Here is a 17,872-nt window from a genome sequence, read left to right on the forward strand (position 1 = left end):
ATTGATAAAGCAAGCGACAAGGGAGAAATCACATGAGTAAACCGACGCGTGAAAACCCGGAAAAACAGCAAGCTCCGGCAACTCCGAAAAACGCTGTCGAAAACAGCTCGCTTTGCGCTGACGCCGCTGCACAGCAGTATACCGAAACCCTGACGACGGATTCAAGCGGATTTTGTCAATATCGAATTTTGACACAGACAACCATCGACAGTCTAAACACTTCCGCCGAACCCTCGGACCCGCCCGCTTTTCAAAATAACCTCGCCTTGATTCTCGAAAATCCCACCGCCACATCGGTCAAGGTGAATGCCCTGACTGCAAACGGGTGCGATTTTTCATCCCTACCCGGTTTACTGAAAACCGTCTGCGGGCAATACAACACCGACCGTGAAAAAGCCCTTGCCCTCTGGCAGTTTCTGAGGCAATATCTCACCTTCGGCATCACTTGGCCCGATCAGGATTTTCGCAGCCCCGATTTTTCGCTGATCCGTTTTCTGAACGGTTTCGGCAGCGGTGCCTGCGGGAGTTTTAACGGCTCATTGGCATTGCTTGCTGCCGCGGCGGGTATTCCGACCCGCACCGGTTCGCTTTCCGACGGCAGTCACGCGGTCACAGAACTGTTTTTCGATGGGAAAAGCCGTTATTTCGACGCGCTCTACCCGAACGCCGGACACCTTTTCAAAGGCGCTTTTATTCTCGACGAAATCGGAGAAGTCGCATCCCACGAACAGCTTTGTTTGGATTCTTTTTTGACCCGCCGTGCAGGTCCGGTCGAAATCGGGGAACTCGCTTCTCTTTTCGGCAGCGGCGATCACTGGCGCACTGACAGAATCTCTTCTTATACGGATCCCCGCGACATGTCCTTTACCCTCCAACCCGGCCAGCAGTTGGTTTTTTATTATAATAAATTCATCGGCGAAAAGCTCCCGCACCAAAATCTCGTCTCCGGCGAAAAACGGCTTCTCGGCGCGGCATGCAGCCATGCCCTGAAAAAAGATCAATCATCCTATGTTTATTGGGACGACTGCCCCTGGCCGATCACCGGGCTTTACATCCACGGTAAACTGAATTCCGGTCAGCTTGCTGTTTTTCTGCATGCCTCCGGGAAAAACCATCTTTCAATCACGCAGCCCGGCGAATTTTCCTTCGATTTCAAGAATGTCTGCAATGCTTTCGCCAAAACAAGCCACCACTGCACATTGATCATAGAATCGGCAGACGCCGATTTTAAAATTGACGAAATCAAACTTCTGTTTCAGGTCTGCCGCCCGTCTCTGCCCGCATTGCGTTCCGGCAAAAACACGCTCGAACTGCGCGCCGACCCGAACAGCACGTTAAAAATTACGCATATCTGCCGCGAGTCCGCCGTTTCTCCGCCAACGCCGCCGAAACTTCTCTCTTTTATCCCCGGCCAGCCCTTCCGATGGAAAGAAAACGGCGCCGCCGAGTACGAATTCCTCCTCAGCGACCGCGCCGATTTCGCTTGGCCGTATGCGCCGATCTTCCACCAACGCGTAACAAAACCCGAACTCACTATTGACCCCTCATTGATTCTGCCGCCTTTAAAATCTTATTTTTGGCGGGTACGCGGCAAAACCGCCGATGGTATTTGGAGTACGTGGAGCGAACCCGAATCATTTATCTGGGATGCGCCGCCCATTCCCGCCGATCTTGAATTGATTCAAAAAGATCGTAAATTATTTTTGCGTTGGCAGCCCGCCGGTGAAAATCTCACCTATGCCGTCTACGGCAGTGACGAGGACGGCTTCACCCCGAGCCATACCCCCTATGAGGTCTGGGCGCACCGCACCGATTCTCCTGCAATCCGCGAAATTTACCCCGCAAATCTGATCTGCATCACGCCGAATACCGAACTCGAACTCACGCAAGCCGATTGGGTTTACGGCCATTATCGCATCCGTGCGATCAACGCCGCAGGCATCGGCGGTCTTCCGACGCCTTGTGTGGCTCTGCCGCACCCGTTTATTCTCGAAAATTCCATCCAAACCACCGCCCGTGTCGGCAGCGAATACGCCGTCTATGTCAAAGCCGTCCGCTCACTCGGAAAACTGTTCTATAACCGCTTGCCCGACAAACCGATGTACACCGGTTTTCACCATGCCCAGCGGCTCACTTTTTCGATCCAAGGCCCCGCGTGGCTGCAAATCCGCGATTACGACGGCTACCTGCACGGCACGCCGACATCTGCCGACAAGGGCATAAACAATTTTATGATCACCGTCGCCGACCAAAACGGCGAAAAAGATATTTTCACATTCGACATCACCGTGACGGAGGCAGCATTTTGACAGTCGGCAAACTGACAATCCGAGAACCGCTGGGCATTTTCCGGCCTCGGCAGTATGTCCGTCTGCAAACCACGCTCACAACCACTGTCTCCCTCGATCAATTATCCTTGTTTGAGTCCTCCGGCGCACCGGTCGCCGCCGACTTTCTCGATCTGCACGAAAATATTCTGACTGTCGGCTTGATGCTCTCTTTAAACCCGAACGAGACGCTCGAATATGATATCCGCGAAATAAAAACACTGCATGCCTGTTTTGCCGAAATCATTCAAGAAATCGGCTTTCTCTCCATCCGCACCCCCGAATTCACCTGTGACCTCCCGTCCGGCGGCTCTTATACAATCCCGCCGTCACCGATTCTGCGATTTTTCAATCAATCTCTCCGCCTTTCAGGTGAACTTCAAAACATACCTTGCGGCACAATGCTGCAAACCGATCTGACTTGCCGCCCGCTTACGGTCGAGGCAAATTTAAACTACATATTTGAAAACGGCGACACCTGGCACATCACCCTCGAATTTTTCAAAGATACGGCAGATATTAAAATCATCGAGTCGTTCTCCTGCAAAGAACCTTTGCAATTCACACTGCGCTCCGACCGGACTCCCGAAAAAATTTACGCCCGCATGCACTCGCCGTTCGCCGAAAAAGGCCGCACGGATGAGTGGAAGCGGATTGAATATACCCCAAGCACCGACGACGCCATCCGTCTGCAGCCCTTTTACACCTGGGATACCGACACCGCAACCCTGATGCAGCTTTATTATCAAAACGAAATCTCTCTTTGCGTCGTTCCCGTCTGCGCCTCTCAGTGGCAAAACGGCAAAACCGTAGGTCCTGTGGTCAAACCCAATCAAATTGACTTGCCCGTTTCCGAGGGTTCGCGCGTCTGGGTGCTTTCGCTCCGCTCTGATGACCCATTGATAGAAGGCGTCAAACTGACTTCCGCCTATCAAAACTGGGAAAACATGCTGAAAAACCCGATCGGTAAAATTCATTACGCAGATACCCTCTGCGCGGTCTACGGCGGCCCATCCCTCGAAAATACTCTGCGCCGGCAATGTGATTGGACACCCGCCGACACCCATCCACACCTGTTGCTTCAAAGCCAAGACGTTCCCCAGCTGCGCAAACAGGTTCAAAACTGGCCTTGGCTGCGAGAGACATTGCAAGTGCATAAGGACGACCCCAACGGCTTTGACCCCGCCGGGGTTTATCTGCTGACCGGCGACGAGACCTATGCCGAAATTGCGAAAAACGAGATTGCCGAGTGGCTGCGCACCCGAATTTTGCTGCTCACCGGCTTCGGCTATTCCCTGCACGAACTGGTCTGCATCCGCCTCAGCCGCCCCATCCGCCTGGTCGCCCTCGACTTCGACCTGATTGCCGATTCTCTGTCGGTCTCATCGCAGGAAAAAACCGATATCCTGCGGCAATTCGCTTTTATCGCCCATTGTATGGCCGACCCCGACTATTGGCCGCCGGAGAGCGCCGGATTTTCCAAGGGTAACCGCAATTTCCACAGCGATCATTTTTCAGCGCTCGGCACCCTCGCCTGCCTGCTGAAAGGCCACCCCGACGCCGATGCTTGGGCTGCCTATGCCGAGACCGAACTCGATAAAGAACTCGATTACGCGGTCTATCCCGGCGGCGCATGGATCGAGGCCCCGAATTATCAGGCCTACTCGATGAATTATCTGATTTTACTGTTTACCGCGCTCAAAAACAGCGGTTATCGGGACTTTTCAACCGACTCCCGTTTTCTGTCGACCATGGATTTTCTGGCCGCGATTCAAACCCCGCTCGATATCCGCAGCAATATCCATATGCTGCCCACCGTCGGCGACACCGCCGCCAACTACTGGACCCAGAGCTTTCAAAACATCTTCGCTTGGGCAGCCAATCTCGCACGCGAAAACCCCGCTTTTTCCGCTCGAATGATGCGCGCCTGGAATCGGGCTGGGGAACCGGTCATCAACGCCGGCGGCGAACTCAATTCCACCTTCAAAACCCTCGCATTAATCGACCGCGATCTGCCCGCAGCCCCCGACGACCCGCCCGAGAGTAAACAATTCCCCGAATTCGGCGCCTGCATGCGTTCCGAGACCGGTTATCTGCTGCTCAAAGCGGGCAAGGCCGCCATGCACTACGACCACGACGAGGGCTCTTTGATCTGGTACGAAAAAGGTGTTCCGATTTTAGCCGATATCGGCAGCCAGTACTTTCCCGGCGTCGACGCAACCTTTTTGCATAACCGCATCTCCGTCGACGGCAAAACCGACGAAAGCCGGGGCCGTCTGTGTTCGTTCTCCTCGACCCCCGAAGCCGATTTCACCTCCTTGGAAGTCACCATCGACCGCGTTCAGGAGTGGCCGCTCTGGCCGACCCGCGACCCCGATTGGAACTTCCGCCGCCAACCTCCGCCCGATCAGATTCCGCCTCACCGCTGGCAGCGTGATCTTTTATGGCAAAAGGAAAGCGGCGCATTACTCATCCGCGACCGCGTGACCGGTAATTTGCCCTTTAATCAGAACCTTCTCTTATTCGCGGATGATATGCAGCGCAAAAATAATTGTATGGACTTCACCGGCCAATTCGGCGTCGATATCGCAGTTCATACTTTCGGAAGCCCAGATAACCAAACTTTCCAATGGAGCTATAACGGCCTCGACGAACCGATGTTTCTGCGCGCATTCGGCATGGACTGGCACAATTTCCGTTGGATGTGGGAGGGCGAGATGAAACCGATGGGCGAGAAAATCACCCTGCTGCGCACCTCCTGTGCCCCGAATTCCACCTACCTGACCTTCCTTTATCCGCATAAACCCGGTGAAACCATCGGCACCGTATCACCGCTGCCCAATCTCTCCGGTGTCGAATGGCGGCATGGCGGCAAAACGGAACTTCTCCGTTTTTCGGAGTGAGGCGCGCCTATGGATTATAAATCTTTTCTCGGCAGCCATCCCATCCGTTATCCGGCGGGCTTTGCGGGGCTCTCAGTGCCGCACAACTGGATCACCGACGCGGTCATCGCCGCGCGATTTTGCAAAACCGGTCTTTCGGGGCTGGATTATCACGGCAAGCAGCCGGTCAGCCGCAACGCCCAAATTCTGACCGGTTCGACCACATCTCCCGCCTTGCAATTCGGATTTTCCCAAAACGGCTTTATTCCGCTCACCCTCGGTAAATACGAAGCCGCCCCTTGGTGCTGTTTCGCCGAACTGCTTCAAAACGAGCATTCTGTAGGTGAGTTGTTCGCCATGGCACAGGGCAAATCCATCTTTTTCAATATCGAATTGACAGAAAATAAACCTTTTTCCCTCCGCTTCAACTCCGGTACCCTGAATACCAATGTCCACGGGCATATGGTCTGGAAAAGAGAAACAGGGGATTTTCCGCTGATCTTTACCGGCGAAAACCATTATAAGCTCAGCGATTGGGTTTCACAAAAAGGCGCTTATCTGGTGCCAGTCTCACAACACACCCAAATATTCGGCACCGACCCACTGCTCGATGTCAATAACCTTGATGTTCTTCCCCCGATGATCGAATCTGTTAAAAACAGTGATGAGCTTTTCATCAATTCCCGCACCGTTTTAATTCTCGACAGCGCTCATCCGGTTCAAACCACCGAAGAAAACGGCATTTATACGCTGACTTTTACCGCTCAATCAAACTCCATCCGCTTCAACCTTTCGTTCGGCGACAGCGTTGAAGAAGCCAAAGCCGAATCGGCGCGCTTTCAAAACACCTATTCGCAGGCTGCCAAACAGCAGATTTTACGCTATCAAAAAATCGCCGGAAAACAACCCTCTGTCACTTTCAACGACTACACCGAACTTGATGAAATTTTTAATGCTCTGCCCGGTTATGTGCAGGCGGCCACCCAAAAAAGCGGCATGACAAGGGCCTCGGCGAGCAGCTATTACTGGGTCTGGGGTTGGGACAATCTCGTCACCGCCCACGAACTGTCCAAATGGGGCGATCTCAAGGGGCAACGGGCAATCATCGAATTTTTCCTCACCCACCGCTGGCGTGACAGCAGTGTGCCGCACCGTTACGGCCGCGATTATGAGGTCTTGCAGACCATGCAGTTCGGCGCTGTCGATTGCCTGTTGATCTCGCTGATATATCAGCACTTTTGCGAAACCGGTGATGCCTTGTTTTTAAAAGAGTGTTATCCGACGGTTTTGGAGCTCTGGAACGGATTGAAGAAAAAAGCGGATTCCCGCGGTTTTATTAAAGGTCTCGGCTTCTACCCCGATAACCCCCGCGCAATGGGGCGAACCGAAACCGGCGTCACCTCGATTGAAACCGGCGCGTTTTATCTCGCCGCCCGTCTGATTTCCGAAATCGCAACCACCTGTAATGATAGTGAAACCGCCGAACTTACCGCTCAAACCGCCGATCTGATCGAATCAAATTATCTGAAAGCCTTTTTCAACCCCGCAACCGGCGGTCTGCTCGACGGACTCGACGATCACGGCAATCCCAATCAAATCTACCCGCTCTATGATTATCTCGCCGCACACAGCCGGCAAGGCCTTGCGCTGTATCTGCCGAAAATCGGTCAAATTGCGGACTTTATCGGACAAAATTATCTGACCGATTTGGGCATCCGCACGCTGCCCGCATCCGATTCCCACACTCACACCGAGAGCGTCCACCATTCGTGGTATCTGCACTGGGATATCCATGCGCTCAAACTGATGCGGTACGGCGCCCTTGCTTACGGAGATAATGAACGTTTTCTCGACATCTCCCGCCGTTATGTCAAAACGATCTGCCGCATGTGGAATCGTTGCCGTGCGGTCATGGAGCTCGCCGATTTTGACGACCTCGACCCCGAAACCGGCTGGACAAAATTCGGGCAGGCGTGGAATCTCAACTGCGCCACAGGTCTGTACCGAACGATCCTCGAATCCCTTGCGGGTATTGTGACAGACGGCGGTACGATCACGGTTCTGCCCGGCGGACTGTCCGCGAAAATAGACGGCCTTTGGGCCTACGGGGGCCGCTGGAGTTTCGACCGAACAGGCATGGGCGATTTTTCGCACTTGATCGTGGACAATGTTCCGATTTTCGGCGCTTGCACGATTCCCAAAGAATTTTATACCTCCGGCGAACACCATATGACGGCGGTTTACGGCACGCCCTATCAAAACCCCTCGATTCTCGACTATATCGGTGGTAAAATTTCAGAATTGAAACAGACCGAACACGGCATCACCTGCCGCACCACGGGAACCGGAAAACTCTTATTACTCTCGAACAGCGAACCGATCATCGCCATAAACGGCATTCCCGCCAAAGCCCAAAACCTGCACGCCCGACTCTGGCAGTTGCTTATAAAAACACCCGCAACCTTAATCATCGGAGGCAAATTATGAAAACGCAGCTCGTTCAAAACCCCATCCTGCCCGGTTTCAATCCCGACCCCTCGATTCTGCGGGTCGGGGACGACTACTACATCGCCACTTCGACTTTCGAGTGGGTTCCGGGTGTGCAGATTCACCACTCGCGCGATCTTGTGCATTGGCGGCTGCTGACCCATCCGCTCACGAATCTCGACCTGCGCGGCATCCCATCCCGAGGCGGTATCTGGGCACCGTGTCTTTCGTATGATAAAGGCACATTTTATCTGATTTATACGGTAGTCTACGGTCATCAGGGTGTTTTCAAAGACCTCGATAATTATCTCATCACCGCAAAGGCCATCGAAGGCCCGTGGACGGAACCGATCCGGCTCAACAGCACCGGTTTCGACCCCTCGCTGTTCCATGATGAAGATGGCCGCAAATGGCTTGTCAATATGAGCTGGGATTTCCGCAAAGACCACCCGAAATTCGGCGGTATCCTCCTGCAGGAATACGACCCCAAAGCGCAAAAACTCATCGGCCCGATTCAAAACATCTACTCCGGCACCGAACTCGGAACCACCGAAGGTCCACACCTTTATCGCCATAACGGTTATTATTATCTGATGACCGCCGAGGGCGGCACCGGTTATAACCACGCGGTCTCGATGGCGCGATCCAAATCCATTTTCGGCCCTTATGAAAACGATCCGATCGGACTCGTCGTCACCACGAAAGATTTTCCCGATTATCCGCTGCAAAAAGCGGGTCACGGCGACCTTGTGCAGACCCAAACCGGCGAGTGGTATTTGGTTCATTTGGCCTCCAGACCTTTCCCCGGCACCCGCGAGTGCATTTTAGGCCGCGAGACCTGCCTGCAAAAGGTCTGCTGGACAAATGACGGCTGGCTGCGGCTTGAAAGCGGCGGTTCCAAGCCCCAACTCATTGTTCCCGCACCCGATCTTCCGGCTCACTCCTTTGAAGCACTTCCCACCCGGGATGATTTCGATTCAAAAACGCTGCGTATCCATTATCAAACCCTCTATGCGGCGCTCGGCGAAGAAAAGCTCTCCCTGACCGCCCGACCCGGATTTCTGCGGTTATACGGCGGCCCGTCGTTTGCCGCACCGGTACCCCAGTCACTGATCGTCCGCCGCCAGCAGAGTTGGAATTACACCGCCGAAACCCTGCTCGAATTCGAGCCGAATGAATACCGACAGATGGCGGGACTCGTCTGTCTGCACGACACCGGCAACTTCCTCTACCTGCGCGTCAGCCGCGACGACGGCAAAAAGATGCTGGGTATCATGGCAAATGACAATAACGCCTACAGCTATCCGATTGACGATATCCCTCTACCGGAACATAAAGCAATCCGCCTGCGCGTTGAGGTCAAGACCCGGGATCTGCAATTTTATTATTCGGTTGCAAACGAGGAATTCAAATCCATCGGCCCGGTGTTCGACACTGTCGCCCTGACCGATGACCACAGTGCCCTGACCGGTTATACCGGCGCGTTTGTCGGCCTGTGCTGCCAAGACCTGACTGGGCAAAAAACGCCCGCCGATTTCGACTATTTCGATTATTCGGAAGACGGAAAATAAATTTCCCAACCCGAAAACCGCGAAAGGACGGCCATCCCGATGAACAACAAACCCGTCAAACTCGGCCTTGTCGGCCTGCATTTCGGCGAACTGATGATCAAGGACCTGCAAAAGCCCGAAAATCAACCGTTCATCGAGATCGCCGCGCTCTGCGACCGGGACGAACCCCTCGCCAAACGCCTTACCGCCGAATACGGCATTGCAAAGTATTATACTTCTCTTGAAACACTACTCGCCGACCCCGGGATCGAGGCGGTCGGCCTGTTCACCGCACCCGAAGGCCGCGCCAAACTGATCGATCAAATCCTCGATACCGGACGCGACGTGCTGACGACCAAGCCGTTTGAGCGCAGTTCGGAAGAAGCCCGCCGTATTTTGCAAAAAGCCCGTTCCCTCGGCAGAACCATCCACCTCAATTCTCCCGCGCCAACCCCGCCGGAGGATATCAGGCAAATCGACGACTTGATTTCGCAATACCATCTCGGCAGACCGATCGCCTACCGCGCCTCGACTTGGTGTCGTTACCGCGAGCAACCCGACGGCAGTTGGTACGACGACCCCAACCGCTGTCCCGCCGCACCGATCTATCGGTTGGGTATCTATCTGATCAACGACATCTCGCGCTATTTCGGCGAAATCGAAAATTTGCAGGTCTTTCAATCCTGTATTTTTACCGAACGCCCGACTTCGGATAACGCCCAACTCTCCCTGATTCATAAAAACGGTTCCATCGGCAGCATCTTCGCCTCATTCTGTATCGATGACCGCCGTCATTATCTCTACACGCTGGAGCTGAACTTTGAAAACGGCACCATTTTCCGCAACTGCGGGGTGGACGCCGTTTACGGTAAAATCAAACTCGACCTGTCCGCTTCCGTCAACGGCGAACAGGTCAAAGAACACCGCGAATTCGGCGGACATATCGGCGAATATCAATATGATCAGTTTAACAAAGCCGTCCGCGGCGGGATTCTCGAAAACCCCACCCCGGACGACCAAATTATTAACGGAATCAAATTGATCGAAATGCTTTGAAATTCCCCTCTGCATGGCGTCGCTATGCCGCCCTGTGGGCGACTTTGACGCCTTAGGGGTGCCCGAAGGGCGGGGGTGGTCGAATAGGATCTCCCGCCACGCGGTACCTGATCTTTTCACTCTTCACTAAAACCCGCGTGACCGAATGGTCACGCGGGTTTTTTACTGATTCCGATTTACAATCTTCTCAAATGAAACCCGCCGTCGACATCAATCACCTGTCCGGTCGAGTAATCCAGTTTCCCCGAACACAACAGCGATACAGCGTTCCCGACGTCTTCCGGCGTACCCCAGCGCGCTGTCGGCAGCAGCCCGTCTTCAATCAGCCGATCATATTTTTCATGAACTTTCTCGGTCATATCGGTATCAATCACGCCAGGACGCACCTCGAATACCGGAATGCCGTATTCGGCCAATCGATCTGCGAATAATTTCGTAATCATCGAGACCCCGGCTTTTGAAATGCAGTATTCGGCGCGGTTGACCGAAGAAGTGTAAGCCGAAACCGATGAGATATTGACAATGCGTGGGCAATAGCCCGCGCTTTTTGTTTTTATCCCCTTGACCATCAGATTCGCCGCCGCCTGCGTGACAAAAAACGTGCCCTTTTGGTTGGTATCGACCACAAAATCATAGCTCTCCTCGCCGACTTCCAATAAATCGGCGCGGACTTTGGGCGCGACTCCGGCATTGTTGACCAACACGTCCAGCCGTCCGTAGTCGTTTTCGATCCGCTCAAATAACATCTTTCGGGAATCGGAATCGGAGATGTCGCACGGGAGATAGGCGCAGTTTTCAAGCCCCTCCAAAGCGGTCTTTACCCGATCATTGTACCCGGTGCTGCTCATGACCGTGAAATAGCCGTCTTTGTTCAGCGCTTTCAAAATGCCCAGCCCGATCCCCCGCGAAGACCCCGTAATCAGTGCGATTTTCATCTTATATTCCCTCTTTCAGCACGTCCCGTTTATAAATCGGCAGATAAACCTCACTGTCCCGCACCACGCACCCGGCCACGCTGCCCGCCCGCATCAGTTCCGAACACTTGCTGCACGCGATACAACACTTGCCGCGTTCAAGCGATTTCTCTCTAAGGATATCTTTTGCATAGTCGGGATAGGCCAGCGTCAGCCGCCCGAATCCCGCCATCGCCGCACCGCCGTTTTCGATCAGTCCCGCCGCGACATGCGCCGCATTTTCCGCTAAATACGAAATCCCCGAACAGATCAGCGGCAGATCGGGGAATTTTTTTTGCAAGACCGCCGTGTTTTCGAGCATTCGCCTGACCCCTTCCGTCGCTTTTTCCTCCGGCGTGTAAGCGCCCGTTTTAAACGGCCGGTTGACGTGCGGGTTAACATAGGGATTTCCCATCGTAATGTTTAATAACTTCACACCGCTTTTTTGCAATTTCTCGATCAGTTGAATCGGCTCGGCCAGATCGACTTCCAACCCGCCGTCCTCATTGACGCCGAATCCGTACGGATAAGGAAATCCGTCATAGACATTGATCCGACTCGTGACGATAAAATCCGACCCGCAGGACTGCCGCGCGGCTTCCATCGCGTCAAACAGCAGCCGTGTGCGGTTTTCGAGACAACCGCCGTATTTTCCCGGGCGGGTAAATGCCGACAGCAGCTCACATAACAAATACCGGTGGCAGGCCTTGATATCCACCCCATCGAAGCCGCATTCCTCTGCCAAACGCGCCGTCGCGGCAAATTTTTCGGGCATCGCGTCCAATTCATCGTCGCTGATAATGCAGTTGTCGGGCAGCGGTTCTTTTTCAAAAATCGGATTGTGGTAGGCGATGATCGGTTTCGGCGTTCCGTCGGGTTTTGCATACCGCCCGGAGTGCGTCACCTGTAAAATCAGCAGCGGCTTTTCAAATCCCGCTTTTTCTGCGGAAGTGTGTATCAGTTCAACCAACTGCTTAAAACTTTCTTTGTTTTCTTGGGTCAGCCATAATTGCCTGGGGTTGGCGCGGGCTTCGCGGGAAATCGAGGTGGCCTCGACCCAGATCAAGCCGCTGCCGCCCGCCGCAAGACGTTGATATTTTCGCAGCGTCAACTCACCCGGCCTGCCGTCGGCGGTTCCGTCACAACCCTCCATCGGTTGACAGACCAGCCGGTCCGGCGCGGCTTTTAACCCGACCGCAAGCGGCTTTTTCAAAACGGAACAGTCCTCAGAAAAAAAGGGGATCTCCGGATAGGGATTTATCATAAAATTTATTCCTTTCCGCAAGCGGCGCGCCGATTGACAATCTCTGTTTCCTATATTACAATTTTTCTATAGAGATGTCAAAGCCAAAATGAAAGGAGGCGGTCCCATGCAAATTGAAATCAGCGGTATAAGTTACCCGCTGCACTTGTTCAATACCATCATTGTCGGCAGCGGCGCGGCCGGATTCAACGCCGCCGTTCAACTCGTCAAGCACGGGCAGTCCGATATTGCCCTGCTGACCGAAGGCATCAACATGGGTACCTCCCGTAACACCGGTTCGGATAAGCAGACCTATTATAAACTTTCCACCACCGGCGACACGCCGGACAGCATCGGCGAAATGGCCAACCGCTATTTTTCCGGCGGCGCGATGCATGGCGATCTGGCTTTGTCAGAGGCGGCGAATTCCCTGTCCTGTTTTTATCATCTCATCGAACAGGGCCTGCCGTTTCCGAAAAACGAATTCGGCGAATACGTCGGCTATCGCACCGACCATGACAATACTTCCCGCGCAACTTCCTGCGGCCCGCTGACGTCAAAATTGATGACCGAGGCGCTGGAGGCGGAAGTCCGCGCAAAAAATATCCCGATTTTCGACGGTTTTCGGGTTGTAACCGTCATCCGCGACCAAGAAAAAGCCCTCGGCCTGCTTGCCATCGATAAATTAAAACAGACGCAGCCCGATTTCGGACTCACCCTGTTTTGCTGCACCAATATCATCTGGGCCACCGGCGGTCCCGCGGGCATTTACGCCGCCGCTGTCTATCCCGAAAGCCAGACCTGCGCGCACGGGGCGGCGTTTGCGGCCGGCGTCAAGGGTGTCAACCTCACCGAGTGGCAGTTCGGGCTTTCCTCGGTGAAATTCCGCTGGAATGTCTCCGGTTCCTATCAGCAGGTGATCCCGCGCTATTTTTCAATCGGCGAAGACGGCGGCTACGAAAAAGATTTTCTCTCCGGAACCATCCCCAACCCGACCGGTCAGCTCAACGCCATCTTCAGAAAGGGCTACGAATGGCCTTTCGACGCAAAAAAGCTGAACGGCTCTTCCGCGATCGACGCAGCGGTTTTCACCGAACGCGCAAAAGGCCGGCGGGTCTTTTTGGACTTCACCCGCAGCCCTTTTAATCTCGGCCTTCTCGGCGCCGAAGCCAAGGATTATCTGACCCGTTCCGGTGCAATAACGGGTACACCCGTCACGGCGGATACCCCGATCGAACGGCTGAAAAAGTTAAACCCAAAAGCGATTGAACTATATCAATCCCACGGCATTGACCTTGAACATGAACCGCTCGAGATTGATCTCTGTGCTCAGCACAACAACGGCGGCCTGCTGATCGACACAAACAGCGAGACCAACCTGCCCCACTTTTTCGCAGCGGGCGAAGCTGCGGGCGTTTTCGGCGTTTACCGGCCCGGCGGTGCGGCTTTGAATTCCACGCAGGTGACTTCACTGCGTGCCGCGCAGTATATCTCACAGCATTACCGCGAACTGCCCGAATCCGAACTTTTTATCAAACAGGGCGAAACCTCTGTCACCGCCTTAAACGAAACAATCCGTCATCTGACCGCCAACAGCGGAAAAGACCTGTTTTCCCTGCGCAAACGGTATCAGGAGCGCATGACCCGTTTTGCCTCGGTGCTGCGCAACCCGGATGCGTTCGAATTTGCCCTCGAGGCCTGCAGGAATGATCTTATCAAATTCGAAAAAGTCACCGCGGCGGCTCCCGGCCAAATTACAGACGCGCTGATTAACCGAGACATTCTGCAAACCCAGTTCGCCTATCTCTCGGCCATGCAGCAGTACGCCAAACAGGGCGGCGTCAGCCGTGGAAGCGCACTCTATGCCGCCTCGTTCGAACCCGCAGGGCCTTCCCAAATCCCCGAATCCGACCCGAAATATGCTTATGTCGGCGAACTCACCTGCGATCTCGAAAAGCTGACCGCCGAACACCATTTTGTCCCGGTCCGCCCGATCCCCAACCGCGAACTCTGGTTCGAAAAAGTGTATAATCAAAACAACGACCACTGATTTTCAATTTTTCGCTCCGGTAAGTTAAAAACGGCTATCATTCAGCTGTCGCGCTCGCGGAATTTCTCGCCGGACGCGGTATGAGCAAGTTTTTGTTGTTGACAAAGCACGACCGACATGATTAAAATATAGTTATATAAAAACGCCGCTATTCGTCAGTGAAAAAAAGGAGGCCCCGTAAATCTACTGTCGAAAAGGCGAAAAGACGATGAGGAGACCCAAAAAATGAAAAAGCGAATACTTGCAGGCATACTCTGCCTTTTGATGATGCTGATCTTAATGCCCGCCTCAGTTTTTGCCGTGACCTCGACCCCGGGTACCGCGCCGACCATATCCGGCCCGACAGAACCGACGCTGACCATGGGATACTCCGCCACAACGACGGATACCTACACCGTAAGCGGCGATCCTGTACCGACAGTAACGCAGGACACGACTTATAACGACAAAATCGTCTGGAACGATGTGACGAAAAAGCTAGACATCGCGGCCGGGCTTGCGGTCGGAAATTATCCCGTGATGCTGACCGCCGCCAACGGCGTTTTGCCTAACGCGGTGCTGAATGTTACGTTGACGGTGGGCACATCCGGTGCGTTGACGACCACTTTTACATCGAACTGCAACGCTGCGGGTAATATGTTTGACGTAGAAGTCACGGGGACACTCCCCGTTCGTATCAACTCGTTCGACGTCCACGTTGACGGCGACCCCTGTACAATCAGTGTCTGGTACCGTGAGGGGGGTTATGCGGGTTATGAAACGGACGCTGCGGCATGGACGCTTGTAGGCACGCAGTCCGGCGTCATACCGAACAACAGATCCATCCCCACTCCGCTCAATATCGGCGGCATCATCCTTCAACCGGGGATACGCTATGGATTTTATATGATGGTGGAAGATCACCCCACCGCCGTAATGAGATATACCGAAATGCCTGTCGGAACCGAATACTCAGACGGAAATCTGAAAATCATCGCCGGAAACGGCTGGTTTAAACCGGAATTCACCGGCATAGTGCTTTCGGACAGGATCTGGAACGGAACCATACACTATACGACGGTAACCGAAAGTGCTTCGCTATCCGGCCCGACTGAAATGACGCTTTCGGAGGGGTACACGGCAACTTCGACAGGGACCTTTACGGTAGGGGGTATTCCCTCACCGACAGTGACGCAGGACAACACCTACAACGGTAAGATCGTCTGGAACAATACGACAAAGAAATTGGACATCGCCGCAGGACTTAGGGCAGGGAGTTACCCCGTGACGCTGACCGCTTTAATCAACCTTACCACAAACAGCGCATCCTCTGCAGTGACAACATTCACACTGAAAGTTCGTGCGCCTGCCCCCGTATACAGTAATTTGATCGGCATTACCCCGCCTTCGACGATCACGGGTCTTGCAAACGGCACATCGAGAACCATCAATGCGCTGGGCCTTCCCTCTGTGGTAACGCTTGTGACCGACAACGGAAGCCAGGTCTCCTCTGTGATATGGAATATGACTTCATGCACTTACAACCCATCGGTTAAAACCGCACAGACCTTTACGGTTAGCGGTGTTGTATCACTGCCACTCGATGTATTAAATCCCAATCACTTTTCATTAGTAGTCACTATCAGCGTGACGGTGAATGCTGCGGCCTCGATGACATCATCGGCTGCTACCTCGACAGTATCGTCGGTTGCGTCCGACATTACGACATCGGCCCCGACCTCGCAGGGCGTTTACAGCGCGGCAAGCGTTCCGGCGATGGGAAATGGCGGCGGCTCCATCCTACCCTATACGGTTTACTTTTTAATGCTGACCGCAACAGGTGTATTTATCACAATTACGCTACGCAAACTGCGTGTAAACGCTTAGCCGGAAAATCTGATACCAAACAAACGATCATATCTCTGTAACGGTTAATTCATTCCAGGTATTATGGACTTTCGCCATCCGGATAACAGATATCCCATATTCAAAAGTGCCAAAACAAACGGGATATTTCATTAAAGCTTCCGTATTTTTCATTCCCGCAAGAACACCATTATTCACTTCTTTGAATTGTTATAAATATGGGACAGAAACGCCTGTTTTCCGGATATGATTTCTGCGGTCTGCGTCGCTATATCAATGAAGTATCTTCAGGCGGCATAGGTACAATTCATTCACTCCTCCTGTTTGAAACAAAAAAGCAGCCCGTCTGAAATCGGGCTGCTTTTTCAGATTTGAACCATTCAATGGATGCCGCGCTTTTTATGCGTTATCCGAAGCAGTAAAGCTGACCGCTGCGGCGGGTTCGGTTGCGTCGTTGATGAAGACGCCGACATAATATTGACCCTCCGGCGCCGCGCCGGACAATTGCAGCGTGCTGTAAATATAAACGTCCGTAGCGCCCTGCGGGTCAACGTCCCCCACGTCAATCACGCTTCCGTCAATGTTGTACCAAACGAAATGAAGGATCGTATCGGCCTGGGTATTGCTCAGAATCACGGAAACATACCAGGTACCCGTAGTCGGTACGACTTCAATCGAATCCACAGGAACGCCGTTCTCGTCCATATATGAAGTCATATGCGCTTCACTGATGACAGCGCCGGCCGTGGCAGAGGGTTCATTCCATGTGTCATCATATTCAGCAGCTGTAACGGTAAACGCCACCGTTGCATCGGGAATTTCATGATCATCGATAAAATAATCCACCCGGTAGTCCCCTTCCGGCAGCAGCGCGGACGGCTCAAAATTGGAATAAATATAGCGGTCGGAGATCGTTCCGCTGTCGAGTGTGACCTCATCCATCACTTGTTTGCCGGTGACGTACGCCCAAACAATGCGAATTTGCGTGTGATCCGGCGCGTTTTGAAGTATCGCGGAAGTATAGAGCATAGGCGCATCCGCTGCAAAGGACGCCACTTCATCACCCGGTATCCCGTCTATATCGATACTGTCAGTCATGATCGCGCTTGTGATGGTTGCCGTGGTGAAATTGAAACTGCAGCCGAAACTAAAAGCGATGAGCATCATAGCAACGGCTATAAGAAATATGCGTTTTAATGTTTTCATAACGGCTCCTTTCTGTTTGTCGCAAAACAGCCCGATAAAACCGGATAATGGATACACCCCAATTAGAATACGGGCGGTTCATACTGTTTCGCGAATTCCACATCTGCTGTGATTCATTGCAAATCGCAGTCCAAGTTAAAATCATTCAGCAAATATGCATTTATTATATAATACATTGTCTATGATTACAATGCTTTCGCCAAATTTCAACTGTCATTCCTGTAGGATTACAATTGATGTGTTACAAAAGGGAGGAGGAAAAAAAGAGTAGCG

Annotated in this window: 10 protein-coding genes; 7 read left to right on the forward strand and 3 right to left on the reverse strand. The window is 53.2% G+C overall.

Translation table 11 applies throughout. The features are described 5' to 3' along the window. Positions 1-32: 32 nt before the first annotated feature. From PK629_09460 to PK629_09480, 5 genes are read left to right on the forward strand one after another with little or no spacing between them, the layout of a single operon-like run. Positions 33-2,309, forward strand: a complete 2,277-nt coding sequence (locus PK629_09460) for a putative Ig domain-containing protein (protein HOP11701.1) — start codon at positions 33-35, stop codon at positions 2,307-2,309. Then, positions 2,306-5,230, forward strand: coding sequence for a hypothetical protein (locus PK629_09465; GenBank protein ID HOP11702.1), 2,925 nt, complete (start codon positions 2,306-2,308; stop codon positions 5,228-5,230). The genes PK629_09460 and PK629_09465 overlap by 4 nt, the downstream gene beginning before the upstream one ends. Positions 5,231-5,239: 9 nt before the next feature. After that, the gene (locus tag PK629_09470) at positions 5,240-7,696 is read left to right on the forward strand and encodes a hypothetical protein (protein ID HOP11703.1); all 2,457 of its coding nucleotides are present in this window, start codon (positions 5,240-5,242) and stop codon (positions 7,694-7,696) included. Further along, entirely contained in the window at positions 7,693-9,267 is a 1,575-nt protein-coding gene (locus PK629_09475) for a glycoside hydrolase family 43 protein (protein ID HOP11704.1), read from the forward strand. The genes PK629_09470 and PK629_09475 overlap by 4 nt, the downstream gene beginning before the upstream one ends. Positions 9,268-9,306: 39 nt before the next feature. Continuing rightward, a complete protein-coding gene (locus tag PK629_09480; GenBank protein ID HOP11705.1) occupies positions 9,307-10,302 on the forward strand; it encodes a Gfo/Idh/MocA family oxidoreductase in 996 nt (331 codons plus the stop codon). 176 nt (positions 10,303-10,478) lie between these two features. On the opposite strand, the gene PK629_09485 is transcribed toward PK629_09480, so the two are convergent. Together PK629_09485 and PK629_09490 are read right to left on the reverse strand one after the other, a co-directional pair. Then, on the reverse strand, positions 10,479-11,237 hold the full coding sequence (locus PK629_09485) for a 3-ketoacyl-ACP reductase (protein ID HOP11706.1): 759 nt from the start codon (positions 11,235-11,237) through the stop codon (positions 10,479-10,481). 1 nt (position 11,238) lies between these two features. Beyond that, positions 11,239-12,519, reverse strand: a complete 1,281-nt coding sequence (locus PK629_09490; protein ID HOP11707.1) for a flavin oxidoreductase/NADH oxidase — start codon at positions 12,517-12,519, stop codon at positions 11,239-11,241. Between the two features lie 106 nt (positions 12,520-12,625). Between PK629_09490 and PK629_09495 the strand changes: the two genes are divergently transcribed. Then, a complete protein-coding gene (locus tag PK629_09495) occupies positions 12,626-14,548 on the forward strand; it encodes an FAD-binding protein (GenBank protein ID HOP11708.1) in 1,923 nt (640 codons plus the stop codon). Positions 14,549-14,773: 225 nt separating this feature from the next. After that, positions 14,774-16,414, forward strand: coding sequence for a hypothetical protein (locus tag PK629_09500; GenBank protein ID HOP11709.1), 1,641 nt, complete (start codon positions 14,774-14,776; stop codon positions 16,412-16,414). 378 nt (positions 16,415-16,792) lie between these two features. Here PK629_09500 and PK629_09505 read toward each other — a convergent pair whose 3' ends face one another. Then, positions 16,793-17,599, reverse strand: coding sequence for a hypothetical protein (locus tag PK629_09505; GenBank protein ID HOP11710.1), 807 nt, complete (start codon positions 17,597-17,599; stop codon positions 16,793-16,795). Between the last annotated feature and the right edge of the window lie 273 nt (positions 17,600-17,872).

It is taken from the genome of Oscillospiraceae bacterium, assembly GCA_035380125.1.
GTDB lineage: Bacteria > Bacillota > Clostridia > Oscillospirales > JAKOTC01 > DAOPZJ01.

What these genes read in the sequence shown, in the direction of transcription:
- PK629_09460 (HOP11701.1), top strand. Translation starts at nt 33, where the DNA reads ATGAGTAAACCGACGCGTGAAAACCCGGAAAAACAGCAAGCTCCGGCA.
- PK629_09470 (HOP11703.1), top strand. Translation starts at nt 5,240, where the DNA reads ATGGATTATAAATCTTTTCTCGGCAGCCATCCCATCCGTTATCCGGCG.
- PK629_09475 (HOP11704.1), top strand. Translation starts at nt 7,693, where the DNA reads ATGAAAACGCAGCTCGTTCAAAACCCCATCCTGCCCGGTTTCAATCCC.
- PK629_09480 (HOP11705.1), top strand. Translation starts at nt 9,307, where the DNA reads ATGAACAACAAACCCGTCAAACTCGGCCTTGTCGGCCTGCATTTCGGC.
- PK629_09485 (HOP11706.1), bottom strand. Translation starts at nt 11,237, where the DNA reads ATGAAAATCGCACTGATTACGGGGTCTTCGCGGGGGATCGGGCTGGGC.
- PK629_09490 (HOP11707.1), bottom strand. Translation starts at nt 12,519, where the DNA reads ATGATAAATCCCTATCCGGAGATCCCCTTTTTTTCTGAGGACTGTTCC.
- PK629_09495 (HOP11708.1), top strand. Translation starts at nt 12,626, where the DNA reads ATGCAAATTGAAATCAGCGGTATAAGTTACCCGCTGCACTTGTTCAAT.
- PK629_09500 (HOP11709.1), top strand. Translation starts at nt 14,774, where the DNA reads ATGAAAAAGCGAATACTTGCAGGCATACTCTGCCTTTTGATGATGCTG.
- PK629_09505 (HOP11710.1), bottom strand. Translation starts at nt 17,599, where the DNA reads ATGAAAACATTAAAACGCATATTTCTTATAGCCGTTGCTATGATGCTC.